This window comes from Micromonospora sp. NBC_00858 (assembly GCF_045207365.1).
Lineage (GTDB): Bacteria > Actinomycetota > Actinomycetes > Mycobacteriales > Micromonosporaceae > Micromonospora.
The window spans coordinates 5509337-5536005 of sequence record NZ_CP108828.1 but is presented as its reverse complement, the minus strand read 5'-3'; the positions used below and the strand labels follow the sequence as shown (position 1 = coordinate 5536005).

Genomic DNA, 26669 nt, shown 5'->3' with positions numbered 1-26669 from the left:
GGTTGCCCGCAAGATCGCGCTCCATCCAGGAAGTAGTGGCCTCGCCCGATGGGCGAGGCCACTACTTCCAAGAACGAGCACGATCTCACCCCGACCCCGACCCCGACCCCGACCCCGAACCCGACCCACCCCCCACCACCTCCACCGGTGATCAAGAGGTTTGCGTCAGGATCCGGGCTCGGACTGACGCAAACCTCTTGATCAACCCGGTGGGGTGGGGTGGGTGGGGTTAGTTGAGGCGGGTGGCGCCGGGGGATGGGAGGACTGGGATGGTGGTGGGTGCGGTGAAGCCGCGTTCGGCGTAGGCGGCCGTTATGGCGGCGGCTACCGCGTCGGTCCGGTCCGCCGCTATCAGGGCGAGGACGCAGCCACCGAAGCCACCGCCGGTCATCCGGGCACCCAGCGCGCCGGCCGCCAGCGCCGCCTCGACCGCGGTGTCGATCTCCGGCACGGTGATCTCGAAGTCGTCGCGCATCGAGACGTGCGAGGCGGTGAGCAGCGGGCCGATGTCCCGGACCCGGCCGGCGCGCAGCAGTGCCACCGTGTCCAACACCCGCTGGTCCTCGGTGACCACGTGCCGGACCCGCCGCCGGGTCTCCTCGTCGTCGAGTCGGGCCAGCGCGGTGTCGAGCTGGTCGATGGCGACGTCACGCAGCGCGGCGACGCCGAGGGTCTTGGCCGCCGCCTCGCAGGACCGGCGGCGGGCGGCGTACTCGCCGTCGGCGTGCCGGTGCGGCGCCCGGCTGTCGATGACCAGCACGGCCAGCCCAGCGGCGTCCAGGTCGAACGGGATGTGCTCGACCGACTCGTCGCGGCAGTCCAGGAAGAGGGCGTGCCCGGCGCGGCAGCGGATCGCCGCGGACTGGTCCATGATTCCGGTCGGTGCACCGACGTAGAGGTTCTCCGCGCGTTGCGCCAGCCGAGGTTGCCGTTCGGCGGCCAGCTCCACCCCACCCAGGTCGAGCAGGGCGGCGAGCACGGCCGACTCCAGTGCGGCCGAGGAGGAGAGCCCGGAGCCCAGCGGCACGTCGGAGGCGATCGCCAACCGGGCGCCGGGTACCGGGTGGCCGGCCTCGCGCAGCGCCCAGACCACCCCGGCCACGTACGCGCCCCAGCCGGTGACCCGGCCCGGCTGGGTCACGTCGTCCGCGCCGAAGGTGATCGTCTCGCCGGACAGCTCGGACCAGACCGTCCAGCGCTCCCCGTCCTGCCGGTCGGCGGCGACCACGGTACGCAGCGGCAGCGCGAAGGGCAGCACGAACCCGTCGTTGTAGTCGGTGTGCTCGCCGATCAGGTTGACCCGGCCGGGAGCCGCCCAGCGGCCAGCGGCCTGACCGCCGTACTGCTCGGTGAAGCCGGCGGCGGCCCGCTCGGCGACGTCACCGGTGTGGCCGGTCACGCTGCTTCCTCCGTTCGCGACTGCGGGGCTCGCAACACCGGCTCACTCCTCGCGCTCACCGTGCCTCCGCCGTTCGCGACTGCGGGGCTCGCAACACCGGCTCACTCCTCGCGCTCACCGCTGCCTGCGCCGTTCGCGACTGCGGGGCTCGCAACACCGGCTCACTCCTCGCGCTCACCGCTGCTCCAGGATGTGGGTGCGGTAGAAGGCCCAGGCGTCGCCGACCATGTCGTGCAGGGTCGGCTTCTGCGGCACCCAGCCCAGCTCGTCGCGGGCCAGAGCGGAGGAGGCGACCAGCTCGGCCGGGTCGCCCTCGCGGCGTGGCGCCACCTCGACCGGCAGCGCATGCCCGGTGACCTCGCGGACCACGTCGGCCACCTGCCGGTTGGTGAAACCGTTGCCGTTGCCCAGGTTGTAGATCCGGTGCTGGCCCGCGGCGGCGGCGTCGAGTGCCAACAGGTGGGCTCGGGCCAGGTCGGCGACGTGGATGTAGTCGCGGACGCACGTGCCGTCCACGGTGGGGTAGTCGTCGCCGAAGAGCTGGAGCTTCTCCCGCCGGCCGGCGGCGACCTCCAACGCGATCGGGATCAGGTGCGTCTCCGGGTCGTGCCGTTCGCCGAGCGCGACGTCGCCGTCGAGGTGCGCGCCGGCCACGTTGAAGTAGCGCAGCGACACGGCGGCCAGCCCGTGCGCGATCGCCTCGGAGGTGAGCGCCATGTCGACGGCGAGCTTGGTGGCGCCGTACGTGTTGGTGGGCGCCTTGACCGCGGTCTCCGGGATGGGCAGCTCGGTGGGGTTGCCGTAGACGGCGGCGGTGGAGGAGAAGACCATCCGGGGCACCCCGGCGGCCCGGACCGCGTCGATCAGGGCGAGGGTGCCGACAGTGTTGGTCTGCCAGTACAGCTCCGGCTTGACCATCGACTCGCCGGCGGCGATCAGGGCGGCGAAATGCAGCACCCCGTCGAAGCCTGCGTCGGGGGTGACGATCCGGGCGGCGTCGTGGATGGACGCCTCGACGTGGGTCGCGTCCGGAGCGAGCGCCTCGCGGTGGCCGGTGCGCAGGTCGTCCAGGACGACGACCTGGTGGCCCGCGTCGAGCAGCATTCGGGTCACTACGCTGCCGATGAAGCCGGCGCCCCCCGTGACGAGCAGTTTCACGTCGTTGCCTCCTGCCTGGCCCGCCCGGGACGTGGCCCTTCGGTGATCACCCTACGGCGGCGGGTGTACCCCGACCGACCATGCCGCCATCCACATTCCATCATAATCTCTCACGATTAAACAGACCCGAACATAGCCGTCGGGCGTGCGTGATCCCCGGTGCGATGGGCCGTCGATGTCTACCATCTCTGTCATGCGGGAAGCGGCCCATACGGGGCTCCGGCGACGCGCGCGGGGGCGGCCCCGCCGTGACCCCGGTCCGCTCGCCCGGGCTGTCGCCCGGATGGTGGTCCGCGCCGCCGACGGTGCCACCCGCCTCGTCACCGACCTGCTCGGAGCTGGCCCGGCGGCCGGCCGCGAGCGCATCTCCGAGGCCGAGCTGCGGGACCTGGTCGCCGCGAACACGGTGCTCGACCCGGACGAACGGCGGATCATCGACGAGGTCCTGGTGGCCGGCGCCAGCCTGATCCGCGAGGTGATGATGCCCCGCACCGAGGTGGTCTTCCTGCCCGCCCGGCTGACCATCGCCGAGGCCGCCCGGTTGGTCCGGGCCGAGACGCACACCCGCTACCCGGTCACCGACGGCACCCACGACGACGTGGTCGGCTTCGTGCACCTGCGCGACGTACTGCTGCGCCCGGACGCCGACCCGTGCGTCACCGTCGGCGAGCTGGCCCGGGAGGTGAAGCGACTGCCCGGCAGCAAGCGGGTGCTGCCCGCACTCACCGAGATGCGCCGGGAGGGTCAGCACCTGGCGGTGGTGGTCGACGAGTACGGCGGCACCGCCGGGATCGTCACCCTGGAGGACCTGATCGAGGAGCTGATCGGCGAGATCCACGACGAGTACGACACCAAGCCGGACCCGGTGCACGGCCTGCCCGCCGTGGTGGACGGTCGGCTCAACCTGGCCGACTTCGCCGAGCGGACCGGGCTGGTGCTGCCCGCCGGGCCGTACGAGACGGTCGGTGGGTTCGTGATGGCCGCGCTGGGTCGGCTGCCGGTGACCGGCGACGAAGTACCGGTGCCCGCTGAACCGGTCGACGCCGACGGGCCCGACCCGGCCGACCCGTCGGGCGGCTGGCTGTTGCGGGTGCTGACGCTGGATGGACGCCGGGTGGCCCGGCTCGCGGTCTCCGCCGTGCGGATGCCCGAGCAGCGCCGCGAGGCCGGCACCGGGCAGTCGAGGGAGGCCGGCACCGAGCAGCGCCGCGAGGCTGGCACCGGGCAGTCGAGGGAGGCCGGCGCGCGGTGGTCGTCGGAGCCGGTGGCCGGGCAGCAACGCGGGGCCGTGGTCGGGCCGATCCGCCGGGTCGGCCAGGGGGACCCGCGCGAGGTCAACGCCCCGACAGCGGCGGGCCGCGGCCGACCCGCCGGCCCGTCATGACGGACCCCGTCGCTTGCTGACAGAATTATCGCCATGTCCGACGTTCCCGCCCGCCCCCGCGTCTTCTCCGGCATCCAGCCGACGGCCGACTCTTTCCACCTCGGCAACTACCTCGGCGCGGTGCGGCACTGGGTGGCCCTGCAGGAGACCCACGACGCGTTCTACTGCGTCGTGGATCTGCACGCCATCACCGCGGGGCACGACCCGGTGCTGCTGCGCCAGCGGACCCGGGTGGCTGCCGCCCAGCTCTTCGCGGTCGGTCTGGACCCGGAGCGCAGCACCCTGTTCGTGCAGTCACAGGTGCCTGAGCACTCGCAGCTGGCCTGGGTGCTCGGCTGCATCACCGGCTTCGGCGAGGCCAGCCGGATGACCCAGTTCAAGGACAAGTCACAGAAGCAGGGCAACGAGCGGGCCAGCGTCGGCCTGTTCACCTACCCGATCCTGCAGGCCGCCGACATCCTGCTCTACCAGGCCAACGCGGTGCCGGTCGGCGAGGACCAGCGTCAGCACCTGGAGCTCTCCCGGGACCTGGCCCAGCGCTTCAACTCGCTGTTCGGCCCGACGTTCACGGTGCCCGCGCCGCACATCGTCAAGGACACCGCGAAGATCACCGACCTCCAGGACCCGACCGCGAAGATGTCCAAGTCGTCGTCCTCGCCGGCCGGCATCATCGACCTGCTGGAGGACCCGGCCCGGTCGGCGAAGAAGATCCGTTCGGCGGTGACCGACACCGGCCGGGAGATCGTCTTCGACGCCGAGACCAAGCCGGGCGTGTCCAACCTGCTGACCATCCACTCGGCGCTCAGCGGGCGCGGCATCGACGATCTGGTGGCCGCGTACGCCGGTCGCGGTTACGGCGACCTGAAGAAGGACCTGGCCGAGGTGGTGGCGGAGTTCGTCCGCCCGATCCAGGAGCGCACCCGCACCTACCTCGACGACCCGGCGCAGCTCGACAAGCTGCTCGCCGCCGGCGCGGAGAAGGCCCGTGCGGTGGCCGGACCGACCCTGCGGTCCGCGTACGAGCGGGTCGGGTTCTTCCCGCCGGTACGCGGCGAATAGCGCCCCGGGACAGGTGGGCGGGTCGGTGGCCGAAGGGGCGGCGCGGAGCGTGGATCGCAGTGGCGGGGTGCCGCCAGCCGGCGACACGATCCAGGTCGGCATCGCGGTGGACATCCCGGAGCCGTGGGGGGCGCAGCTCACCCGACGGCGGGTTGAGGCCGGCGACCCGCTGGCGGTGCCCGCGCACGTGACGCTGCTCGGGCCGACCGAGATCCCGACGGCCGCCCTGCCCGCCGTCGAACGGCACCTGGCCGCCGTCGCCGCCGCGCACCTGCCGTTCGCGCTGCACCTGCGGGGCACCGGCACGTTCCGCCCGGTGACCCAGGTGGTGTTCGTGGCGGTGGCAGCCGGGATCAGCGAGTGCGAGCTGCTGGCCGGCGCCATCCGCGCGGCACCGGAGCTGCACCGCGAGACCCGTTTCCCGTACCATCCGCACGTCACCGTGGCACAGGACGTGGCACCGGAGGCGCTGGACAAGGCGTACGAGGATCTGGCCGACTTCTCCGCGATGTTCGAGGTCGACGCGTTCACCCTGTTCTCGCACAGCGGGCAGGCCCGGTGGCAGCCCCGTCGGTACTTCCGCCTCGGCGGCTGACCGTTCGGCGACGCGCCGGGGGCGACGCATCGTTCGGCGACGCGCCGGTCGGCGAGCATCGGGAGCCGGTTGCCCCTATGGCGGCGGGAGATCGGCGAGGATGATCGCGTGAACGTGATCGGGGCGATCGAGGCGGGCATCGACCGCTGGGTGAGCGCCGCGCGCTCCCGGTCGGGGCTATTCGACCACGTGTGGCGGGCCGGCGCGCTCTACGCCGAGTTGCTGGCCGGGCGGCTGGCCGCTGCGATCGCTTACTACGGCTTCTTCGCGGTGTTCGCCCTCGCGCTGGTCGCGTACTCGATCTTCGGCGCGATCCTGGAGGACAACGACGAGGTCAGCGCGGCGGCGGCCGGGTTCCTGAAGGAGAACCTGCCGTTCCTGGACGCGGAGCAGATCGCCAACTCCAGCGGCACGGTCGGCGTGGTCGGCCTGGTCATCCTGGTCTTCACCGGGATCGGCTGGGTGGAGGCGATCCGCTCCTCACAGCGGCTGATGTACCGGCTCAACCAGCAACCCGGAAACCTGGTGATCCGGCGGCTGGTCGACCTCGGGGTGATGATCGGCGTCTTCGTGCTGCTCGGTGTCTCGGTGGCGGCGGTGGACGCCCTGGAGTCGCTGCTGCGTTTCCTGCTGCGCAGCACCGGCTCGGTCGGTCTGACCACGATCAGCGCGATCCTCAGCGTGCTGATCAACGCGGTGCTCGCGACCGCGCTGCTGGTCGCGGTGCCCCGGCTGCGGGTGAGCCGGTCCCGGCTGCGCCCGGTGGTGGTGCTGGTCGCGATCGGTATCACGCTGCTCAACACGGTCGGGCGGTACTACGTGGTGCGCACCGAGCGGAACCCGGCGTACACCGTGGTGGCCGGCGCCGTCGGCCTGCTGCTCTACCTCTACCTGCTCAACCAGCTGGTGCTGTTCGGGGCGGCGCTCCTCGCGACCAGTCAGCGTGGGCGGGTGTTGGATCTGGCGGAGGGTGCCCCGCCGGTGGCTCTCGACGAGGACACCGATCCCGGTACGCCGGGCGGTGCGGGCTGATGGCGGAAGGTGCGCAGGTGACGATCTCGGTCGACTCGGACTCGTCGGTGCCCCCGTACGAGCAGGTACGCGGGCAGCTCGCCGAGTTGATCGGCGACGGCCGGTTGCCGGTGGGCAGCCGACTGCCCACCGTCCGGCAGCTCGCCGCCGACCTGCGGCTGGCCGCGAACACGGTGGCCCGCGCGTACCGGGAGTTGGAGGCGGCCGGGCTGCTGGAGACCCGGGGGCGCAACGGCACCTTCGTCGCTCCCGGCCGGGACGACGCCGTCGACCGACTGCACCGGGCGGCAGCCGGGTACGCGGCCGAGGCGACCCGGCTGGGCGTGCCGCCCGCCACCGCGCTCGCCCTGGTCCGCGCCGCCCTGGACGCCGCCCGTCCCGGCTGACCGGTCGCTGATCTGGCGCCCGGCGGGCGGAAACTGAGGCGAACGGCGTCGGCGCTCGTGTTCGCGGACCATGATGAGCCGGTGGGCGCACTCATGACACTGGACCTGCCGGCCGACTCGCCGATGCTCGGTCTGCCGTGGATCATCACCTTTGGTCCACTCGGTGACCTCGACGAGTGGGAGCCGGTGGTCTGCGGGCCGTACGAGCGGCCGCACGCGTTGGCGCTGGCCGAGGCGGTGGTGGCCGACGAGCAGCTGATAGCCGTCGTGGAGCCGCTGCTGCCGGCGCTGTCGGCCGACGAGATCCGCAGCGAGATCGCCGCCGCGCAGGTCGCCGCCGAGGACGAGGACCGCCAGGTCGAGGGGGCCGACCTGTACGGCGACTTCGAGGACGTGATCGACGAGGAGTTGGACGCCGCTGCTGACGAGGCGGGCCACGGCGAGCCCGCCGAGCCGCCGGACGAGGCCGAGGTACGCGCCGGCTTCACCCGCATCGCGGCGCTGCTCACCGCGAAGTGAGCCGCTCCGGACCGGGACGCCGCGCGTCGGGGCGGTCAGCGGGCGGAGCACACCTTGGCGCAGACGGACACCGGCGCCACCCGGAGCGGACTCCGCGTGGCGCCGGTGCCACCTCACCCCCCACCACAAGGGGCCGGTAGCCCAGTCGCCCGCCGGCGCGGGGCACGACGGACGACCAGGTTGGTGACGGGTTACCCGCTCAGCGCCGTTCCAACCAGGCGGCCGCGTCAACCGGAAGCAGATGGCCGGAGCCCTGCTCGGTGAGCGCCGCGCTGGCGACGAGCGGTTGGCCGTATCCGTCGATCAGGACCGGCGCGCCGCTGAGGTTGACCACGCAGGTCAGCACGGTCGCGCCGGAGGTGCGGGAGAAGGCCAGCACGCCCGGCTCGCTCTCCAGCCAGGTCACCCCGCCAGCGTCGACGGCCAGCGCCGGGTGCTCGTGCCGGATGCGCAGCGCGGCCCGGTACAGCTCCAGCGTCGAGCCGGGCACGCCGGTCTGCGCGGTGACCGACAGGGCCCGCCAGGTCGCCGGGGCCGGTAGCCAGCTCAGCTCGCCGCCGGCCGGCCCGAAGCCGTACGGGGCCAGCTCGCCGCTCCACGGGATGGGCACCCGGCAGCCGTCCCGACTCTCGCCGGTGCGCAGGAACGCCGGGTCCTGGCGCAGCTCGTCGGGGAGGTCGAGCACCTCGGGTAGGCCGAGCTCCTCGCCCTGGTAGAGGTAGGCGCAGCCGGGCAGGGCGAGCATCAGCAGGCTGGCGGCGCGAGCCCGGCGCAGCCCCTCGGCGCCGTCACCGTAACGGGTGACGTGCCGCTGCTTGTCGTGGTTGGACAGCACCCAGGTGGTGGGTGCGCCGACCACCGTCGACTCGGACAGCGCGGTGTCGATCACCTTGCGGAACGAGTCGGCCGACCAGGTGGCGTCGAGGAAGTCGAAGCTGAACGCCTGGTGCAGCTCGTCCGGGCCGATGTAGCGGGCCAGCCGCTGCGGGGTCTCGGCCCACGCCTCGGCGACCGCCATCCGGCCGCCTGGGTAGCTGTCCAGGATGGGCCGCCAGGCGCGGTAGATCTCGTGGACCTCGTCCTGGTCGAAGTAGGGCAGCCGGCCCTTGCCGAGCAGCTCGACCTGGCGCTGGCCGGTGGTCATCGTGCTGAAGCCGACGTCCGGCAGCCCCTCGGCCTTGATCATGCCGTGGGCCACGTCGATCCGGAAGCCGTCCACGCCCCGGTCCAGCCAGAACCGCAGCACGTCCTCGAACTCGGCGCGGACCTCGGGGTGGCGCCAGTTCAGGTCCGGCTGAGCCGGGTCGAACAGGTGCAGGTACCACTCGCCGTCCGCGACCCGGGTCCACGCCGGGCCGCCGAAGATGCTCTCCCAGTCGTTCGGCGGCAGTTCGCCGTGCGCACCCCGGCCCTCGGCGAAGAGGTAGCGGGCCCGCTCCGGGGAGCCGGGGCCGGCGGCGAGGGCGGCGGCGAACCAGCGGTGGACGTCGGAGGTGTGGTTGGGCACCAGGTCGACGATGATCCGCAGGTCGAGGGCGTGCGCGTCGGCGATCATCGCGTCGAAGTCGCTGAGGGTGCCGAACATCGGGTCGACGTCCCGGTAGTCGGCGACGTCGTACCCGCCGTCGACCATGGGGGAGGTGTAGAAGGGGGTCAGCCAGAGCGCGTCCACCCCGAGGTCGCGCAGGTACGGCAGGCGTTGCCGGATGCCCTGGAGGTCACCGATGCCGTCGCCGTCGCTGTCGGCGAAGCTGCGCACGTAGACCTGGTAGACGACCGCGGAGCGCCACCAGTCGTCGTCGGCGGTGTGGTGCGGGGTGGTGGTGCTGACGGTCATCGTTGGCGTTCCCCGTCTGTCTCGGGTCAGGTGCGGCGGCGGCACCCGGCGCGGCGCGGACGGTGGCAGCGCGGGTGTCTGAGCAATATGCCGCCCGAACACTGCAAGAGTCAAGCAGTTCTTGCGCAAGACGTGCCGGGGTTGCTGCTGCGTTAGTCGGCTGCCCAGCCTGGTGGGGTGCCGCTCAGGCGGGGACGGCCAGCGCCGACGAGCCGGGTCGGTGCCGGTTCGATCCGCCTCCGCCGGTCCGGGTGCCGGCCGGGGCGACCGCCGTGGAGCCGCGCACCACCAGCTCCGGGCGGAACAGGTACTCCGAGTGCGGGGCGCCGTGCCCGTTGATCTCGTCGACCAGGGCCCGGACCGCGGCCACCGCCATCGCGATGACCGGCTGCCGCATGGTGGTCAGTGGCGGGTCGGTGAAGGCCATCAGTGGCGAGTCGTCGTAGCCGACCACGGAGAGGTCGCCGGGGACGGTCAGGCCGCGCTGGCGGGCCGCCCGGATCGCGCCGAGCGCCATCAGGTCCGAGCCGCACACCACGCCGGTCACGCCGCGGTCCAGCAGCCGGCCGGCCGCGGCCTCGCCACCCTCCACACCGAACAGGGACAGCTCGGCCAGCGGGCCCAGGTCGGCCTCGGCGACCCCGGCCAGCCGGGTCATCGCGGAGCGCCAGCCGGCCACCTTGCGCTGCACCGGGACGAAGCGGTCCGGGCCGGTGATCAGGCCGATCCGACGGTGCCCGAGCGCGACCAGGTGGGCCACGGCCAGCTCGGCCGCCTCCCGGTCGTCACAGGAGACGAAGGGGGCACCGATGCCGGGCACGTACCCGTTGATCATCACGACGGGCAACGGCCGGGCGATCAACGCCCGGTAGCGGTCGTGGTTGGCGGCGGTGTCAGCGTGCAGACCGGAGACGAAGGCGATCCCGGAGACCTGACGGTCCAGCAGCATCTCGACGTACTCGTCCTCGGTGACGCCACCGGCGGTCTGGGTGCAGAGCACCGGGGTGAACCCGCTCTGCGCCAGGGTCGACTCGATGACCTGGGCGAAGGCGGGGAAGATCGGGTTGTCCAGCTCCGGCACCACCAGGCCGACCAGCCCGGCGCTGCGCTTGCGCAGCCGAGCCGGGCGCTCGTAGCCGAGCACGTCGAGAGCGGTGAGGACGGCCTGCCGGGTCTCCGGGGCCACGCCGGGGCGGTCGTTGAGCACCCGCGACACCGTGGCCTCGCTGACTTCGGCCTGCTGGGCGATGTCGGACAGTCGAGCGCGCATGGCGGCACTTTAGCCCACCGGCAAGTTCTTGCGGGGCGCTCTGCAAACGCTTCCATAATCTGCAACCTCTTGCTAACGTCCCCGCAACATGCGAGAGCAGCGGCGCAGCACCCGAGCGCCGGTAGGCAAAAACTTCCAGAGCTTCCCATCGGTGGGCCGCCCTTCCCCCGGCGGACCCGCCATGACGACAGGAGTACCGATGCGCATCCGTACCGCGGGTGTGGTCGCCCTCTTCGCCCTGGCGCTCGCCGCCTCGGGCTGTGGTGGCGACAGCGACGAGCCGGCCGCGAACCAGTCCCCCAAGGCGGCCGGCGGCAAACTGGTGATCTGGGCAGACGACAAGCGGACCGCCGCTCTCAAGCCGTTCGCCGAGAAGTTCGGCCAGGAGAACGGCGTCACCGTCGAGGTCCAGGCCGTCAGCAAGGACCTGCAGACCAACTTCGTCACCGCCTCGCAGCAGGGCAGCGGCCCCGACGTGGTGGTCGGCGCGCACGACTGGATCGGCAACCTGGTGCAGAACGGCGCCATCGACCCGGTGCAGCTCTCCGCCGAGCAGAAGAGCGGGTTCAACCAGACCGCCGTCAAGGCGGTCACCTTCAACGGTCAGCTCTACGGCGTGCCGTACGCCCAGGAGAACCTGGCGCTGATCCGCAACACCGAGCTGGCCCCCGAGGCGCCGAAGACCATCGAGGACCTGGTCGCCCAGGGCAAGCAGCTCAAGGCGGCGAAGAAGGCCACCGAGACGCTCTGCCTCCAGGTCGGCCAGAACGGCGACGCGTACCACATCTACCCGCTGTACACCTCGGCCGGCGGCTACCTCTTCGGTGCCGGCGCCAACGGCGACTACGACCCGAAGGACCTGGGCGTGGGCAAGCCCGCGTCGATCGAGGCGTTCAAGAAGATCGGCGCGCTGGGCGAGAAGGGCGAGGGCGTGCTCAAGCGCTCCATCTCGGACACCAACTCGATCGCCACCTTCACCGGTAAGAAGTGCGCCTACCTGGTCTCCGGCCCGTGGGCGGTGGCCGACGTCAAGAAGGCCAACATCAAGTACGACATCTCCGCCATCCCCGGCTTCGCCGGCGGCAAGGAGGCCCAGCCGTTCGTGGGCGTGCAGGCGTTCTACGTCGCCGCCAAGGGCAAGAACAAGGCGCTGGCCCAGGAGTTCGTGGCCAACTACACCACGACGCCCGAGCTGGCCGTCGCGCTGTACAACGCCGAGCCCCGGCCGCCGGCGCTGACCGCCGCCCTCGACCAGGTCAAGGGCAGTGACCCGGACCTGGCCAAGTTCCAGGAGGCCGGCAAGAACGGTCAGGTGCTCCCGGCCATCCCGGCGATGGCCGCGATCTGGGACCCGTTCGGCAAGGCCCAGGCCGCCGTCATCGGTGGGGCCGACCCGACCAGCACCATCACCGCGGCCGGCAAGACCATCTCGGGCCAGATCAAGTAATGAGCACGCCGCAGTCCGGCCCGGGGTCCGCCACGCGGACCCCGGGCCGGGGGCCGGTCGGCTCCCGGCCCCCGCGCTCCCGTGCCGCGCGTGACCACGCGCCGATCACCCTGACCGGCCTCGCCGGCAAGGTGCTCCTGCTCGGCCTGACCGCCGGTATCGCGGTCTGGGCGGCCTTCCCGCTCATCGACGGCGGAAAGTGGGCCGGCCTGGCCCTGCTGGCGGCGACCACCGCCGGACTGTTCTACCTGTACCTCACCCGCCGGCACATCCCGGCCAAGTACCTGGTCCCGGGCACCCTGTTCCTGATCGCCTTCCAGGTCTTCCCGGTGCTGTACACCGCCAGCACCGCCTTCACCAATTTCGGTGACGGGCACCGGGGCAGCAAGGACGACGCGATCGTCGCGATCCAGACCTCCTCGGTCACCCAGGTGCCCGGCTCCGCCGAGTACGCCCTGTCGATCGCCACGAAGGGCGACCCGGCCTCCGCCCCGCTGGTCTTCCTGGTCACCGACCCCACCACCGGCACGGTCTCCGCCGGTGACACCGGTGGGCTACGCCAGCTCGACGCCGCCGACGTCACGGTCGCCGCGGGCGGCAAGGTCACCGCCGCCGAGGGCTACACCGTGCTGAACTTCGGCCAGGCCAGCGCCCGCAGCAAGGAGATCACCGACCTGGTGGTGCCCACCGCCGGCGGCGCGCTGCGCTCCAGCGGCCTGTCCCGCGCCTACGAGGGCAAGGCGGTGCGGGCGTACGAGGCCGGCTGCGACTGCGTCCGGGACACCGGGACCGGGCAGACCTGGACCGCCGACGAGGAGGTGGGCGCCTTCGTCGCCGCCGACGGCGAGCGGCTGGCCCAGGGCTGGAAGGTCAACGTCGGGCTGAGCAACTTCACCCGGGTGCTCACCGACGAGAACATCTCCGGCCCCTTCCTCAGCACCCTGATCTGGAACTTCGCCTTCGCCATCGCGTCCACCGGCGGGACGTTCCTGCTCGGCATGATGATCGCGCTCGTGCTGCACTCGCCCCGGATGCGCGGCAGCAACCTCTACCGGGTGCTGCTGGTCCTGCCGTACGCCATGCCGTCGTTCGCGATGCTGCTGGCCTGGCGGGACATGTTCAACGCCGACTTCGGGCTGATCAACAACCTGTTCGGACTGGACGTGGACTGGTTCGGCCAGCCGTGGACGGCGCGCCTCGCGGTCATCCTGGTGCAGCTCTGGCTCGGCTACCCGTACATGTTCCTGGTGGCCACCGGCGCGTTGCAGGCCATCCCGCGGGAGCTGACCGAGGCGACCTCGGTCGACGGGGCCTCGCCCTGGCAGTCCTTCCGCGCGGTCACCCTGCCGCTGCTGCTGATCGCACTCTCCCCGCTGCTGATCTCGTCGTTCGCGTACAACTTCAACAACTTCAACGCGATCTACCTGACCACAGAGGGCGCGCCCTTCCCGGCCGACAACCCGACCAACGGCGCCACCGATCTGCTGATCACGTACACCTATCGGCTCGCCTTCGGCGGGCAGGGCGCGGAGTTCGGCTTCGCGGCCGCGATCTCGCTGTTCATCTTCGCCATCGTCGCGGTGGTCTCGACCGTCAGCTTCCGGCGGACCCGCAAGCAGGAGGAGGTGTACTCGTGACCACACTCACCGGGGCCGCGCGTACCGGCGACACGGCGGGCCGGCCGCCCGCGGCCAACCGCAACGCCACAGGCCGGCGCCGCAACCGCTGGTTCGCCCAGGTCGGCTGGCGGCACCTGGTCGCCGTGCTCGGCGTGCTGTTCAGCCTCTTCCCGATCGTGTTCGTGCTCTCCGCCGCGCTCAACCCGCTCGGCACGCTCTCCACCACCGAGCTGGTGCCCACCGGCGGGGTGTCGCTCGGCAACTTCGGCGAGTTGTTCGAACGGACCGCCTTCGAGCGGTGGTTCGTCAACTCGCTGCTGATCGCCGGAGTGGCCTCGTTCGCGTCGGTGTTCCTCTCCGCGCTGGCCGCGTACGCCTTCTCCCGGATGCGGTTCCGCGGCCGGCGGGTGGGGCTGCTCTCGCTGCTGTTGATCCAGATGTTCCCGCAGTTCCTGGCGATCGTGGCGATCTACCTGATCTTCGGCACGATCACCGACCTGTGGCCGTCGATCGGCTTCAACACCCCGTGGGGGCTGCTGCTGCTCTACATGGGTGGCGCGCTCGGGGTGAACACCTGGCTGATGAAGGGCTTCTTCGACACCCTGCCCCGGGAGCTGGACGAGTCGGCCACCATGGACGGGGCCTCGCACGCCCAGGTCTTCTTCCGGATCATGCTGCCGCTGGTGGCGCCGATCCTGGCGGTGACCGGGCTACTGGCGTTCATCGGCACCATCAACGAGTTCCTGATGGCCAACGTGTTCCTCACCAGCAGCGACTCGAAGACGCTCGCGGTCGGCATGTACGGCATGTTGCAGGGCAACGAGCGCAACAACAATTTCGGGATCTTCGCCGCCGGGACCCTGCTCACCGCGATCCCCACCGTGCTGGTCTTCCAGCTCCTCCAGCGCTACATCGTCTCCGGGCTGACCGCCGGCGCCGTGAAGGGGTAGCCGTCGGCGCCCGTCTGCGAGTACCCCCGAGTGCACCCGAGAGGAGAGCCAGCCGTGCAGCCGCACCATGACGGATCCGCCTGCTACGTCCCGCAGCAGGAGCCCACGCTGGGGGAGGTCGTCGACGTCTTCGTCCGGGCGCCGGCCGGCGCCGACGTCCGCCAGGTACACGTACGCACCACCGGTGACGGTGAGCCGAGGTTCACCGAGGCGGTGGTGGATCGCACCGACGGCGGAGACGTCTGGTGGCGGGCCGAGGTGCCGGCCCGCAACCCGGTGAGCAACTACCGCTTCCTGCTCTCGGGGCGGCGCGGTCCCCGGTGGCTGACCGCGGCGGGGCTGGTCGACCACGACGTGCCCGACCACGGCGACTTCAAGCTGGTCACCCACGCCCCGCCACCGGCTTGGGCGCGGGACGCGGTGATCTACCAGATCTTCCCGGACCGGTTCGCCCGGTCCGCCGCGGCCGACGCCCGGCCGCTGCCGGACTGGGCGATCCCGTGCCACTGGGACACTCCCGTGGTCGGCCGTGGCCCGGAAACGTCGCACCAGCTCTACGGTGGCGATCTGGACGGGATCGCCGAGCGGTTGGACCACCTGGATCGGCTCGGGGTGAACACGGTCTACCTGACCCCGATCTTCCCGGCCCGCTCCAACCACCGCTACGACGCGGCCAGCTTCGACCGGGTCGACCCGCTGCTCGGCGGGGACGCCGCGCTGGCCCGGCTCGCGGACGCGGTACGGGCCCGGGGCTGGCGGCTGCTCGGCGACATCACCAGCAACCACACCGGCGACGCGCACGACTGGTTCACCGCCGCCTCCTCCGACGTGCGTGCCCCGGAGCGGGAGCTGTACTACTTCGACGAGATCACCGGGGACTACGAGTCCTGGAACGGGATCAAGTCGCTGCCGAAGCTGAACTGGGGCAGCGCCGAGCTGCGCCGCCGCTTCGCCACCGCCGACGACGCGGCGCTGCGCCGCTGGCTCCGCCCGCCGTACGGGCTGGACGGGTGGCGGGTGGACGTGGCGAACATGACCGGCCGACGGGGCGCCGACGCGTACACCCACGAGGTGGCGGCGCTGCTCCGCTCGGTGCTGGCCCGGGATCGGCCGGACGGCCTGTTGATGGCAGAGCACGGCCACGACCACACCGGCGACCTGGACCGCGACGGCTGGCACGGCACCATGAACTACGTCGGCTTCACCGACCCGGTCTGGTCCTGGCTGCGGCACGGTGACCAGCCGGTGCCGAACTTCCTCGGCACCCCGGGCGGGGTGCCACGGCGGGACGCGGACGCGGTGCTCGGCACCATGGACGCCTACCGGTCGCTGATCTCCTGGCGCTCGTACACGCACTCCTGGCAACTGCTCGGCTCGCACGACTCGGCCCGGATCCGGACGGTGGTCGGCGACGCCGCCCGGCAGGAGGTGGCCGCCGGTCTGCTCGCCACCATGCCCGGTATCCCGATGATCTTCGCGGGGGACGAGCTCGGTCTGGTCGGCACGAACGGCGAGTCCTCGCGTACCCCGATGCCGTGGCACCGCCCGCAGAGCTGGGACGCCGGCACGCTCGCCGCGTACCAGGCGCTGATCGCGCTGCGCCGCGGCGAGCCGGCGCTGCGCCACGGCGGCCTACGCCGGCTGCACCACGACCCCGACACGATCGTCTTCCTGCGCGAGGCACCGACCGGGGCGGTGCTGGTGCTGGCTCGGCGGGCGGCCGGGGCGCCGGTGCGGCTGGCCGGGCTGCCGGCGGCGGAGAACGTGTACGGCGGCGCGCCGGCGCTGCGGCCCGGCCCGGACGGTGCGCTGACCCTGCCCGCGGACGGCCCCACCTTCCAGGTCTGGCGGCTGTGCTGAACGCCGCCGCGGTGGCTCGGACGCGCCGAACGCCACGACCGGGCTACTACAAACTGTCGTTGATAGGGGAAGATGGGCGGCGTGGAAGCACTGAGACTGACTCTCCTCTATGTCCATCTCATCGGGTTCGCCCTGTTGCTCGGCGGCACGATCGCCCAGTACGTCAGCGGCCGGCTACGGATCAACCCGGCCATGCTGTGGGGGTCCGTGATCGGTCTGCTGACCGGGATCGGGCTCTCCGCCCCGCTGCGGGACGGTGACGAGCCGGCCCCGGCGAAGATTGTGACGAAGCTGGTGCTCGCGCTGCTGATCTTCGTCATGGTCTTCTTCTCCCGGAAGCGGGACGCGGTCAACCGCGGCCACTTCCTCGCGATTGCCGGTCTGACCCTGGTCAACGCGGCGGTCGCGGTCTTTTGGCGGTAACGTCCGACGGGGGGCCACCCCTCGAAAACGGGACTTTGAGGGCGCCTCGGCTGCTCGCCTACCAGCACGATGAGTGACTTGCCCCACGCAAGGGTTACACGCGGGTAACAGGCGCTCAACAGTCGTGCACGATTGTCGGCCGGTGGGTGGGCGCGGGCGTACGCTCCCGTCCGTAACGTGGGACAGCCGGCGGCACACCGCAGGTCGGCTGATGGGCTGCCACCGCACTAGGCGCGGTGTGCAATGGGAAGGAGACGTCTTGCGCTCGGTGCGTGGGATGCGGATCGCCTCGATCTTCGCGGTGGGTGGGCTCGTGCTCAGCGCCGCCGCGTGTGGCGAGGCCCCCGATGATGACAACAACGCCGGCAGTGGCGCCAAGAAGTTCAGCGCCTGCATGGTGACCGACGTCGGCGGCATCGACGACAAGTCGTTCAACACCTCGGCCTGGAAGGGTCTCGAGGAGGCCAAGGCCGCCAACAGCAACATCGAGACCAAGTTCGTGGCGTCGAAGGCCGAGGCCGACTACGAGCCGAACCTGACGCAGTACGTCAACCAGAAGTGCGACTTCATCCTGGCGGTCGGTGGCCTGATGGCCAACGCCACCTCGAAGATCGCCAAGGCCAACCCGAACCAGACGTTCGGCATCGTCGACGCCAACCCGGGTGACGCCAACGTCTACCCGATGCAGTTCGACACCGCGCAGGCCGCGTTCCAGGCCGGCTACCTGGCCGCTGGGATGAGCAAGTCCGGCAAGGTGGGCACCTACGGCGGTCTGCCGATCCCGCCGGTGACCATCTTCATGGATGGCTTCGTCGACGGCGTGGCGTACTACAACCAGACCAAGGGCAAGAACGTCCAGGCGCTGGGTTGGAACAAGGAGACCCAGAAGGGTTCCTTCACCAACGACTTCGCCAAGCAGGACGAGGGCAAGAAGGTCTCCGACGCGCTGGTCGCCCAGGGCGCGGACATCATCATGCCGGTCGCCGGCGGCGCCGGCCTCGGCACCACCTCCGCGGCCAAGGCCTCGGGCGGCAAGTACAACACCATCTGGGTGGACGTCGACGGCTGCGAGAGCACGCCGGACTGCTCCGCGATCATCACCACGGTCGTCAAGAACATCCCGGAGGCCGTCAAGGAGGCCGTGCTCAAGGCTGCCGGTGGCGAGAAGCTGCAGGCCAAGCCGGGCTTCGTGGGCACCCTGGCCAACACCGGTGTCTCGATCGCCCCGTACCACGACTTCGACAGCAAGGTTCCGGCCGAGCTGAAGGCCGAGGTCGACAAGATCAAGGCGGACATCGCCGCTGGCACCATCACCGTCACCTCGAAGGCCCAGCCGACCAAGTGACGACCGGCCGGTCCCTCCGATGAGATCATCGGGAGGGTCGGCGGGGGACAGGTACGACCGATCCGGCCGCTCCGGCCCCGCGGGTTAACCACCCGTGGGGCCGGAGCGGCCGATCGCGCGCCACGGTGACCGGGCCAGTCCGGCTCGGTCAACGGCAGCTACGCTGCACCATCGCTCGCACTCCAGGAGGTTGCGCTGAGACTCGAACTGCGCGGCATCACCAAGAGGTTCGGTGATCTGGTCGCCAACGACCACATCGATCTGACGGTCGAGCCTGGAGAGATTCACGCCCTGCTCGGCGAGAACGGCGCGGGCAAGTCGACCCTGATGAACGTCCTCTACGGGCTCTACCAGCCCGACGAGGGCGAGATCCTGGTCGACGGCAAGCCGCTGAAGCTGAAGGGCCCGTCCGACGCGATCGCCGCCGGGATCGGCATGGTGCACCAGCACTTCATGCTGGTGCCGGTCTTCACCGTGGCGGAGAACATCATGCTCGGCGCCGAGCAGGTCCGGGGCGGCATCGCCGGCTTCCTGGACCGGCGGCGGGCCCGGCGCGAGGTCGCCGAGGTGTCCGAGCGCTATAACCTGCGGGTCGACCCGGACGCGGTGATCGAGGACCTGCCGGTCGGCATCCAGCAGCGCGTCGAGATCGTCAAGGCGCTCACCCGCAATGTCGACCTGCTCATCCTGGACGAGCCGACGGCGGTGCTCACCCCGCAGGAGACCGAGGAGTTGCTGACGGTCATGCGGTCGCTCAAGGCCGCCGGCAAGTCGATCGTCTTCATCACCCACAAGCTCGGCGAGGTCAAGGCGATCGCCGACCGGATCACCGTGATCCGGCGCGGCAAGACCGTCGGCACCGCCCTGCCGGAGGCCAGTCGCGACGAGTTGGCCGCCCTGATGGTCGGGCGCAACGTCCGGCTCACCGTGGAGAAGTCCCCGGCCACGCCGGGCGAGCCGGTGCTGGAGGTGGCCGGGCTGGTCGTCGACGACGACCGGCAGATCCGGGCGGTCGACGGCGTGGACCTGACCGTGCGCGCGGGCGAGGTGCTCGGCGTGGCGGGCGTGCAGGGCAACGGCCAGACCGAGCTGATCGAGGCGATCATGGGCCTGCGCCCGTTGCTCGCCGGCACGGTCAGCCTGGCCGGCGACCGGATCGACGGCTGGAAGACCAAGAAGGTGCTCCGCGCCGGCGTCGGCTACGTGCCCGAGGACCGCAGCGTGGACGGCTTGGTCAAGGAGTTCAGCGTCGCGGAGAACCTCGTGCTGGACATCTACGACCGGCCGCCGTTCGGCGCCGGGCTCGCGCTCAAGCCGGACGCGATCGCGACGTCGGCGAAGGAGCGGATCGAGCAGTTCGACGTGCGCACCTCATCGGCCGACGCGCCGGTGGGCACCCTCTCCGGCGGCAACCAGCAGAAGGTGATCGTGGCCCGGGAGATGTCCCGGCCGCTGAAGCTCTTCATCGCCGCCCAGCCGACCCGCGGCGTCGACGTCGGGTCGATCGAGTTCATCCACAGCCGGATCATCCGCGAGCGGGACATCGGCACCGCCGTCATGGTGGTCTCCAGCGAACTCGACGAGGTGATCGGGCTGGCCGACCGGATCGCGGTGATGTACCGGGGCCGCATCATCGGCATCGTCGGCCCGGACACCCCGCGCGAGGAGATCGGCCTGCTGATGGCCGGCATCAGCCCCGACGCGCTTCCCGAGCGCGGTGCGGACGCCGCGCCGACCGACGGGACGGCCACGGACGGCACGGCCACCGGCGGTGCGCCGACCGACGGCCCGGTGACCGACGGGGGCCCGGCGAGCGCCGCACGCCCCGCGAGCGAGGACGAGGAATGAGCCACCCCAACCCGCAGTCCGGCTCGCCGGACAAGGAACCGGCGAGCGAGGCGCAGGCCGCGCAGACCGCTCTGGGTAACACCGAACAGGCCGAGTCGGCGACCGCGCCCGGCCGGCCGGCGCCGGAGCCGAAGCCCGCCCTGGGCCGGCTGTTCCTGGACAACCTCTGGGCGGCCAACACCTTCACGGTGACCCTGCTGTCGCTGGTGCTGGCGATCGTGGTCGGCGCGGTCTTGATGATCATTTCTGATCCGGACGTGCTCGCCACCTACTCGTACATCACCTCCCGCCCGTCCGACGCGCTCAATTCGAGCTGGACGCTGGTCAGCGAGGCGTACGCGAACCTGTTCAAGGGCTCGATCTTCGACCCGGAGGCGTTCTCCGGCTGGCTGAACGGCACGAGCGGCTGGGAGGCCGTGCTCGCGCCGATCTCCGAGACGCTCACCTACAGCGCGCCGCTGGTCTTCACCGGCCTGTCGGTGGCGCTGGCCTTCCGTGGCGGCCTGTTCAACATCGGCGCCCAGGGCCAGGCCACCATCGGCGTGATCTTCGCCGCGCTGGCCGGCTTCCTGCTGCCGCTGCCGCCCGGCCTGCACCTGCTGGTGGCGGTGCTGGCCGGCGCTCTGGGCGGGGCGATCTGGGGCTTCATCCCCGGCATCCTCAAGGCCCGTGCCGGTGCGCACGAGGTGATCAACACGATCATGCTCAACTACGTCGCCACGTACTTCCTGACCTGGCTCATCGTGCAGAACGGCGTGCAGGATCCGACCCGCACCGACGCGATCAGCAAGGCGGTGGACAGCTCCGCGCAGCTGCCCCGGCTGCTCGGTGACAACCTGCGGGTGCACGCCGGCATCCTGCTCGCTGTGCTGGCCACCTGGGCGGTCGCCTGGCTGCTCAACCGCTCCACGCTCGGCTTCGAGCTGCGCGCGGTCGGTGCCAACCCGGACGCCGCCCGCACCGCCGGCATCAGCGTCACCCGGACGTACATCCTGATCATGGTCTTCGCCGGGATCCTGGCCGGTCTCGGCGGCTCGAACATGGTGCTCGGCTCCACCGCCAGCGCGTTGACCCCGCTGGTGGTCGCGCAGATCGGCTTCGACGGCATCCTGGTGGCGCTCCTCGGGCGGGTGAAGCCCTGGGGGGTGTTGCTGGCGGCGCTGCTGTTCGGGGCGCTACAGGCCGGCGGCAACCGGATGCAGTCGTACTCGGGGATCTCACTGGAGCTGGTCACGGTGCTCCAGGCCCTGATCGTCATCTTCATCGCCGCGCCCGCCCTGGTGAAGGCGATCTTCCAGCTCCGGGCCGCACGAGCAGCCCGGTTGCAGACGAGCCTGGCGAAGGGCTGGTAACTCATGTCCACCATGGCTGTCCCCGACGTGGCGGTCGCCGCGGTCGACGAGGGCTTCTGGACCCGGAACCGCAAGGTCGGCCTCGTGCTGCTCGCGCTCGGCCTGCTCTCGGCGGTGCTCTTCGGCGCGCTCGCCACCGACCAGCAGGCCCGGTTCACGCTCAGCGATGACGCGGGCGGCGCCGCGCTGGAGATCAACGGCACGATCGGCGCGATCCTGTTCGGGATCATCGCGATCGCCGCCGGCGCGGCCCTGCTCGCCGGGGTGCCCAAGCGCTGGTTCACCACCGTGCTCGGGGTCGGGCTGATCGGCTTCGTCCTGTCGTTCCTCTGCTGGCAGGTCTCCGCCGCGCCGACCGGGCAGAACTTCATGCCGCTGGTCAACATCATCCGGGGCACCTTCATCCTGGCTCTGCCGCTGATCTTCGGTGCGCTGGCCGGCGTGCTCTGTGAGCGTTCCGGTGTGGTCAACGTGGCCATCGAGGGGCAGTTGCTGATGGGCGCGTTCAGCGGCGCGCTCTTCGGCAGCATCTCCGGCAACGTCTGGGTGGGCCTGGTGGCCGCCGCCCTCGGCGGCGCGTTCATCTCGCTGCTGCTGGCCATCTTCGCCATCCGCTACCTGGTCGACCAGGTGGTCATCGGCATCGTGCTGAACCTGCTCGCGGTCGGCGTCACCGGCTTCCTCTACGAGCGGCTGATGCAGACCAACATCGAGCGGTACAACAGCGCTCCCCGGTTCAGCAACTGGGAGATCCCGCTGCTCAAGGACATCCCGGTGCTCGGCCCGGCGCTGTTCCGCGGCAACATCTTCCTCTACCTCGGCCTGCTCCTGGTGCTGGTGATCCACATCGCGCTGTTCCGCACCCGGTGGGGGCTGCGTACCCGCTCGGTCGGTGAGCACCCGACCGCCGCCGACACGCTCGGCGTCAAGGTGCTGCGGGTGCGGTACCGCAACGTGCTGCTGGCCGGTGTGGTCGCCGGCATCGGCGGTGCCTCCTACACGCTGGCGCTCTACTCGTTCACCAAGAACATGATCGGCGGCAAGGGCTTCATCGCGCTGGCCGCGCTGATCTTCGGCCGGTGGAACCCGACCGGGGCGCTGCTCGCCGCGCTCTTCTTCGGCTTCGCCGACCAGCTCGCCACCTATCTCGGTGCGATCAACAGCGCGATCCCCAGCCAGTTCCTGGCCATGCTGCCCTACCTGGCGACGATCCTGGCGGTGGCCGGGCTGGTCGGCCGGGTCCGGGCACCGGCCGCCGACGGCAAGCCGTACATCAAGGGCTGACGCCCGGTGGCCGACGCGGCGGGGCCGAGGTGGTCCCGCCGCAGGCCACGATGGCGGTGCGGCAGAATGATGGGATGACCGAGATCGACTGGGCGCGCCTGCGCGCCGCCGCCACGGATGCGATGCGGCATGCGTACGCGCCGTACTCGACGTTCCCGGTCGGTGCGGCCGCTCTGGTCGACGACGGCCGGGTGGTGGTTGGCTGCAACGTGGAGAACGCCGCGTACGGGGTGACCCTCTGCGCCGAGTGCGGGGTGGTCTCCAGCCTGCACGCCACCGGCGGCGGTCGGCTCGTCGCGCTCTCCTGCGTCGACGCCACGGGTGAGCCGCTGATGCCGTGCGGCCGGTGCCGGCAGCTGCTCTGGGAGCACGGTGGGCCGGAGTGCCTGATCGAGACCAGGGACCGCCCGCTGCGGATGGCCGAGCTGCTGCCACACGCCTTCGGCGTGGAGGACCTGGAGGCGGTGACCGGCGAGACGCCGGTGCCGGTGGTTCCGGAGCGCCTGGCAGCCTGGCGTGGACGCGGCACCGTCTTCGTGCACCCGGACATGTCCGCCGGGCAGCAGGTCTGGACGGCGTACTGGGAGCGGTCGGCCGGGGACGACGCGGGCGCCGAGACCGGTGTGCTGGAGGAGGCCCCGAGCTGGGACGACCCCGCAGAGGCGATCACCTGGGGAATGGCCCGGACGCCCCGGGTGGTGGTGGTCGACGCGACCGGGACCATCTTCTGGGCCGGTGAGGGTGAGCCGCCGATGGAGATCCCGGTTCGCTGGTCTTGATCTTTGTTGCTGGTTGCGCCCCGGCCCCGTCGTGGGCACGGCCGTACGTCGGTCACGGTTGCGGGCCGGTATCTCGATACGACTAGAGAGATCTTCTGATGAGTAGTGGTTTTGCTGCTGTTGATGTCATTCGGGTGAAGCGGGACGGGGGTGTGCTGTCGGACGCGCAGATCGACTGGGTCGTGGACGCGTACACCCGGGGGGTGGTCGCCGACGAGCAGATGTCGGCGCTGGCCATGGCGATCCTGCTCAACGGCATGACCGGGCCGGAGATCGCGCGGTGGACCGCCGCGATGATCGCCAGCGGTGAGCGGCTCGACCTCTCGGCGGTGCGTCGCCCGACCGTCGACAAGCACTCCACCGGCGGCGTCGGCGACAAGATCACCCTGCCGCTCACCCCGCTGGTGGCGGCGTGCGGCGCGGCCGTGCCGCAGCTGAGCGGGCGCGGCCTCGGCCACACCGGCGGCACGCTGGACAAGTTGGAGTCCATCCCGGGCTGGCGGGCCGCGCTGAGCAACGACGAGTTCATCACGCAGCTCGGCGACGTCGGCGCGGTGATCTGCGCGGCCGGCGCTGGGCTCGCCCCCGCCGACCGCAAGCTGTACGCGCTGCGCGACGTGACCGGCACGGTGGAGGCGATCCCGCTGATCGCCAGCTCGATCATGAGCAAGAAGATCGCCGAGGGCACCGGGGCGTTGGTCCTCGATGTCAAGGTCGGCTCCGGCGCCTTCATGAAGTCCGTCGACCAGGCCCGCGAGCTGGCCCGCACCATGGTCGAGCTGGGTGGCGCGCACGGTGTCCGGACGGTCGCCCTGCTCACCGACATGTCCACGCCGCTCGGCCTGGCGATCGGCAACGCGGTCGAGGTGACCGAGTCGGTCGAGGTGCTGGCCGGTGGCGGGCCGGCCGACGTGGTGGAGCTGACGCTGGCCCTGGCCCGGGAGATGCTCGACGCGGCCGGCCTGCCGGACGCCGATCCGGCGGCGGCGTTGCGGGACGGCCGGGCGATGGATTCCTGGCGGGCGATGGTCCGGGCGCAGGGCGGCGACCCGGACGCGCCGATGCCGGTCGCCCCGGAGGTCGAGGTGGTCCGCGCCGAGCAGGACGGGCACGTCGCGGCCGTCGACGCGTACGCCATGGGGGTGGCGGCCTGGCGGCTCGGCGCGGGCCGGGCTCGCAAGGAGGACCCGGTGAGCGTGCCGGCCGGGGTGGTGCTGCACAAGCGGCCGGGCGACCCGGTACGGGCCGGCGACCCCCTCTACGAGCTCCGCGCCGAGGACCCGGCGCGGATCCCGGCGGCGCTGGCAGAGGCTGCCCGTGCCGTGCGGATCGCGCCGACCGCACCAGCGGCAAGGCCGTTGGTCATCGAGCGGATCGGCTGACCAAGCGCGGAGTCGGGGTGGCATGGTGCCCGTCACCAGGGGGCGCTATTCTCGCAGGCCAAGGGGGGATAGCCGGCCTTGAGCCGTCGCGAGCAGACAGGAAGACTCCGCCGTGACCGTACGTGCCCCCAACCCCCGTGAGGTGCGCGAGGCGAGCCTGGACGAGCTGTCCCGGCTCGGCCTGCCGTTGCCGCCGGCCCAGTTCCCGCTCGTCTGGGAGCCGGGTGACAAGATCGAGCTGCGTCCCACGGCGGAGATCGAGGCGCGGATCGCCGTGCTGCACCTGATCCTGGCCCGCTGCTTCGGGATGCCCCCGCAGGCGGCGATGAGCTGGCTGCTCGGCTCGCACCTGGTCGAGATGGTCACCCCGCCGGAATGGCAGTTCGTGATGGGCGGCAAGGGCGACCACCGCTCGTTCGTGCTGCACCACGACGCGCTCTTCGCGCTCGCCTGGGTGCTCGGGCTGACCAAGCAGCTCGACCCGACCCTCGCCGTGGACGAGCAGCTGATGGAGCGGTTGCCGCACATCGCCGCGGGGGAGATGTTCCCGCACTGGCGATCCCGGATCCTCACCGCGCCGCAGCACCCCGCCGATGTGGCCGCCCTGCTCGACCTGCACTACTGCCTGGACTGGGCGTACCTGGAGACCGAGCGGAGCGGCCGGCCGGTGCCCGGGCTGGTCGACGCGAACGCGATCGGGCAGCGGCGTTGGGCGCTGGAGTGGGCGGTGATCCTGCGCGGGCCGTACCACGACGAGCCCCCCGGCTGGGAAGAGGTCGACCTCTCCACCTGACCGGCCCGGTCGGGTGCCGGCACGGGAAGCGGCGGGCGGTCAGCGGGGCATCGGGCGCCAGACGGTCAGCCGCACCGCGACGGTCACCCGTACCGGCTCGGCGAGGGCCGTCACCCGGGCGGCGAGCCCGGCCGGGTCGGTGTGCCAGGCGCTGGGGCCCATCCCGACCAGCGTCGCGACCTCCGGGCCGGTCAGTGCCAGCTCCCGCCGGTGCACGTTCGACGTCGCCGGGGTGAAATGCCCCCCGAGGCTCTCGGCGACCCGGTCGGCCTTGGCCGGGTCCACCCGCAGCAGGCCGAGGGCGCCGACCAGTTCGGTGAGGTGGTCCTCGGCCGGCGTCACCACGAGCAGAGACCCGGCCGGGTCGAGCACCCGGTGGAACTCCGCCCCGTTGCGCGGGGCGAAGACGTTCAGCAGCACGGCCGTGCCGGCGTCGGCCAGGGGCAGCCGCTGCCAGGTGTCGGCGAGCGCCGCCGCCGCGCGCGGGTGCGCCCGCGCGGCCCGGCGCAGCGCCGGCTTCGACACGTCCAGGGCGAGACCCGCGGCGTCCGGCAGCGCCGCCAGCACCGCCGCGAGGTGCCGGCCCGTCCCCGCCCCGGCATCCACCACCAGGGGGTACGACCCGACGGCGCGCTCCCCGGCTTCGCACTCCTCGGCCAAGTGCTCCCCGGCCAGGTGCTCAACGGCCTGTGTCGCGGCGGCGGCGAGGGCGGTCGAGATCAGGTCGTAGTGGCCGGCGGAGAGGAAGTCGGCGCGGGCGGCCACCATCTCGGCGGTGTCCCCGACGTGCGGGGCGCGGCCGGCGAGCAGGTTCACGTAGCCCTGGCGGGCCACGTCGAAGCTGTGCCGGCGCGGGCAGCGCAGCGCGCTGGCACCGCCGGCGGCGACCTCGGCCAGCGGCTCGGCGCAGACCGGGCAGCGGAGCCGGTCGACGATGCGGGGGTCCAC

22 protein-coding genes and 1 pseudogene are annotated in these 26669 nt (G+C 71.6%); 18 read left to right on the top strand and 5 right to left on the bottom strand.

Translation table 11 applies throughout. The annotated features are described in order from the left end of the window. Window positions 1-229 precede the first annotated feature (229 nt). The gene (galK, locus tag OG990_RS25690; RefSeq protein ID WP_406077426.1) at window positions 230-1399 is read right to left on the bottom strand and encodes a galactokinase; all 1170 of its coding nucleotides are present in this window, start codon (window positions 1397-1399) and stop codon (window positions 230-232) included. Window positions 1400-1573: 174 nt separating this feature from the next. Then, window positions 1574-2503, bottom strand: a complete 930-nt coding sequence (galE, locus tag OG990_RS25685) for a UDP-glucose 4-epimerase GalE (protein ID WP_406081881.1) — start codon at window positions 2501-2503, stop codon at window positions 1574-1576. A gap of 247 nt (window positions 2504-2750) precedes the next feature. On the opposite strand from galE, the pseudogene OG990_RS25680 reads away from it, so the two are divergent. The 6 genes and pseudogenes from OG990_RS25680 to OG990_RS25655 all read left to right on the top strand — a co-directional run. Continuing rightward, a pseudogene (locus OG990_RS25680) lies at window positions 2751-3758 on the top strand (hemolysin family protein); the annotation flags it as partial. A gap of 216 nt (window positions 3759-3974) precedes the next feature. After that, window positions 3975-5000, top strand: coding sequence for a tryptophan--tRNA ligase (gene trpS, locus OG990_RS25675; protein ID WP_328423356.1), 1026 nt, complete (start codon window positions 3975-3977; stop codon window positions 4998-5000). Between the two features lie 13 nt (window positions 5001-5013). Then, entirely contained in the window at window positions 5014-5595 is a 582-nt protein-coding gene (locus OG990_RS25670; protein ID WP_406077425.1) for a 2'-5' RNA ligase family protein, read from the top strand. Window positions 5596-5703: 108 nt separating this feature from the next. Continuing rightward, window positions 5704-6627, top strand: coding sequence for a YhjD/YihY/BrkB family envelope integrity protein (locus OG990_RS25665; protein WP_355602373.1), 924 nt, complete (start codon window positions 5704-5706; stop codon window positions 6625-6627). A 17-nt stretch (window positions 6628-6644) separates the two neighbouring features. Continuing rightward, complete coding sequence (locus tag OG990_RS25660; RefSeq protein ID WP_386985249.1) at window positions 6645-7013, top strand: GntR family transcriptional regulator; 369 nt, start codon at window positions 6645-6647, stop codon at window positions 7011-7013. A gap of 81 nt (window positions 7014-7094) precedes the next feature. Continuing rightward, window positions 7095-7532, top strand: a complete 438-nt coding sequence (locus tag OG990_RS25655; protein ID WP_328423365.1) for a hypothetical protein — start codon at window positions 7095-7097, stop codon at window positions 7530-7532. A gap of 199 nt (window positions 7533-7731) precedes the next feature. Here OG990_RS25655 and OG990_RS25650 read toward each other — a convergent pair whose 3' ends face one another. Next, window positions 7732-9369, bottom strand: coding sequence for a glycoside hydrolase family 13 protein (locus OG990_RS25650; RefSeq protein WP_406077424.1), 1638 nt, complete (start codon window positions 9367-9369; stop codon window positions 7732-7734). A gap of 184 nt (window positions 9370-9553) precedes the next feature. Beyond that, on the bottom strand, window positions 9554-10639 hold the full coding sequence (locus OG990_RS25645; RefSeq protein ID WP_328423368.1) for a LacI family DNA-binding transcriptional regulator: 1086 nt from the start codon (window positions 10637-10639) through the stop codon (window positions 9554-9556). A gap of 199 nt (window positions 10640-10838) precedes the next feature. On the opposite strand from OG990_RS25645, the gene OG990_RS25640 reads away from it, so the two are divergent. From OG990_RS25640 to OG990_RS25585, 12 genes are all read left to right on the top strand, one after another. Next, window positions 10839-12086, top strand: coding sequence for a maltose ABC transporter substrate-binding protein (locus OG990_RS25640; RefSeq protein ID WP_328423370.1), 1248 nt, complete (start codon window positions 10839-10841; stop codon window positions 12084-12086). Next, a complete protein-coding gene (locus tag OG990_RS25635; RefSeq protein ID WP_406077423.1) occupies window positions 12086-13723 on the top strand; it encodes an ABC transporter permease subunit in 1638 nt (545 codons plus the stop codon). Before OG990_RS25640 ends, OG990_RS25635 begins: the two co-directional genes overlap by 1 nt. A gap of 116 nt (window positions 13724-13839) precedes the next feature. Continuing rightward, on the top strand, window positions 13840-14655 hold the full coding sequence (locus OG990_RS25630; RefSeq protein WP_328426286.1) for a sugar ABC transporter permease: 816 nt from the start codon (window positions 13840-13842) through the stop codon (window positions 14653-14655). Window positions 14656-14709: 54 nt separating this feature from the next. Then, on the top strand, window positions 14710-16515 hold the full coding sequence (locus OG990_RS25625; protein WP_406077422.1) for a glycoside hydrolase family 13 protein: 1806 nt from the start codon (window positions 14710-14712) through the stop codon (window positions 16513-16515). Window positions 16516-16596: 81 nt separating this feature from the next. Continuing rightward, window positions 16597-16938, top strand: a complete 342-nt coding sequence (locus OG990_RS25620; RefSeq protein WP_328423376.1) for a hypothetical protein — start codon at window positions 16597-16599, stop codon at window positions 16936-16938. Between the two features lie 277 nt (window positions 16939-17215). Continuing rightward, entirely contained in the window at window positions 17216-18283 is a 1068-nt protein-coding gene (locus OG990_RS25615; RefSeq protein ID WP_328426289.1) for a BMP family ABC transporter substrate-binding protein, read from the top strand. A 195-nt stretch (window positions 18284-18478) separates the two neighbouring features. Continuing rightward, window positions 18479-20131, top strand: coding sequence for an ABC transporter ATP-binding protein (locus OG990_RS25610; protein ID WP_406081879.1), 1653 nt, complete (start codon window positions 18479-18481; stop codon window positions 20129-20131). Next, window positions 20128-21483, top strand: coding sequence for an ABC transporter permease (locus tag OG990_RS25605; protein WP_406077421.1), 1356 nt, complete (start codon window positions 20128-20130; stop codon window positions 21481-21483). Before OG990_RS25610 ends, OG990_RS25605 begins: the two co-directional genes overlap by 4 nt. A 3-nt stretch (window positions 21484-21486) precedes the next feature. Continuing rightward, window positions 21487-22767, top strand: coding sequence for an ABC transporter permease (locus OG990_RS25600; RefSeq protein WP_328423380.1), 1281 nt, complete (start codon window positions 21487-21489; stop codon window positions 22765-22767). 50 nt (window positions 22768-22817) lie between these two features. Then, the gene (locus tag OG990_RS25595; RefSeq protein ID WP_386986656.1) at window positions 22818-23546 is read left to right on the top strand and encodes a cytidine deaminase; all 729 of its coding nucleotides are present in this window, start codon (window positions 22818-22820) and stop codon (window positions 23544-23546) included. A gap of 98 nt (window positions 23547-23644) precedes the next feature. Further along, window positions 23645-24928 carry a thymidine phosphorylase gene (locus OG990_RS25590; RefSeq protein ID WP_406077420.1) on the top strand — a complete coding sequence of 428 codons (1284 nt, stop codon included), beginning with the start codon at window positions 23645-23647 and terminating at the stop codon, window positions 24926-24928. 112 nt (window positions 24929-25040) lie between these two features. Beyond that, window positions 25041-25721, top strand: coding sequence for a DUF4272 domain-containing protein (locus tag OG990_RS25585; protein WP_406077419.1), 681 nt, complete (start codon window positions 25041-25043; stop codon window positions 25719-25721). A gap of 39 nt (window positions 25722-25760) precedes the next feature. Here the strand turns inward: OG990_RS25585 and OG990_RS25580 are convergent, their stop codons facing one another. After that, the gene (locus OG990_RS25580; protein ID WP_406077418.1) at window positions 25761-26669 is read right to left on the bottom strand and encodes a putative RNA methyltransferase; all 909 of its coding nucleotides are present in this window, start codon (window positions 26667-26669) and stop codon (window positions 25761-25763) included.

Coding starts and splice junctions, on each gene's coding strand:
- OG990_RS25650 (WP_406077424.1), bottom strand. CDS start 9,369: ATGACCGTCAGCACCACCACCCCGCACCACACCGCCGACGACGACTGG.
- OG990_RS25600 (WP_328423380.1), top strand. CDS start 21,487: ATGTCCACCATGGCTGTCCCCGACGTGGCGGTCGCCGCGGTCGACGAG.
- galE (WP_406081881.1), bottom strand. CDS start 2,503: ATGCTGCTCGACGCGGGCCACCAGGTCGTCGTCCTGGACGACCTGCGC.
- OG990_RS25605 (WP_406077421.1), top strand. CDS start 20,128: ATGAGCCACCCCAACCCGCAGTCCGGCTCGCCGGACAAGGAACCGGCG.
- OG990_RS25635 (WP_406077423.1), top strand. CDS start 12,086: ATGAGCACGCCGCAGTCCGGCCCGGGGTCCGCCACGCGGACCCCGGGC.
- OG990_RS25595 (WP_386986656.1), top strand. CDS start 22,818: ATGGCGGTGCGGCAGAATGATGGGATGACCGAGATCGACTGGGCGCGC.
- trpS (WP_328423356.1), top strand. CDS start 3,975: ATGTCCGACGTTCCCGCCCGCCCCCGCGTCTTCTCCGGCATCCAGCCG.
- OG990_RS25615 (WP_328426289.1), top strand. CDS start 17,216: ATGCGGATCGCCTCGATCTTCGCGGTGGGTGGGCTCGTGCTCAGCGCC.
- OG990_RS25640 (WP_328423370.1), top strand. CDS start 10,839: ATGCGCATCCGTACCGCGGGTGTGGTCGCCCTCTTCGCCCTGGCGCTC.
- OG990_RS25590 (WP_406077420.1), top strand. CDS start 23,645: ATGAGTAGTGGTTTTGCTGCTGTTGATGTCATTCGGGTGAAGCGGGAC.
- OG990_RS25645 (WP_328423368.1), bottom strand. CDS start 10,639: ATGCGCGCTCGACTGTCCGACATCGCCCAGCAGGCCGAAGTCAGCGAG.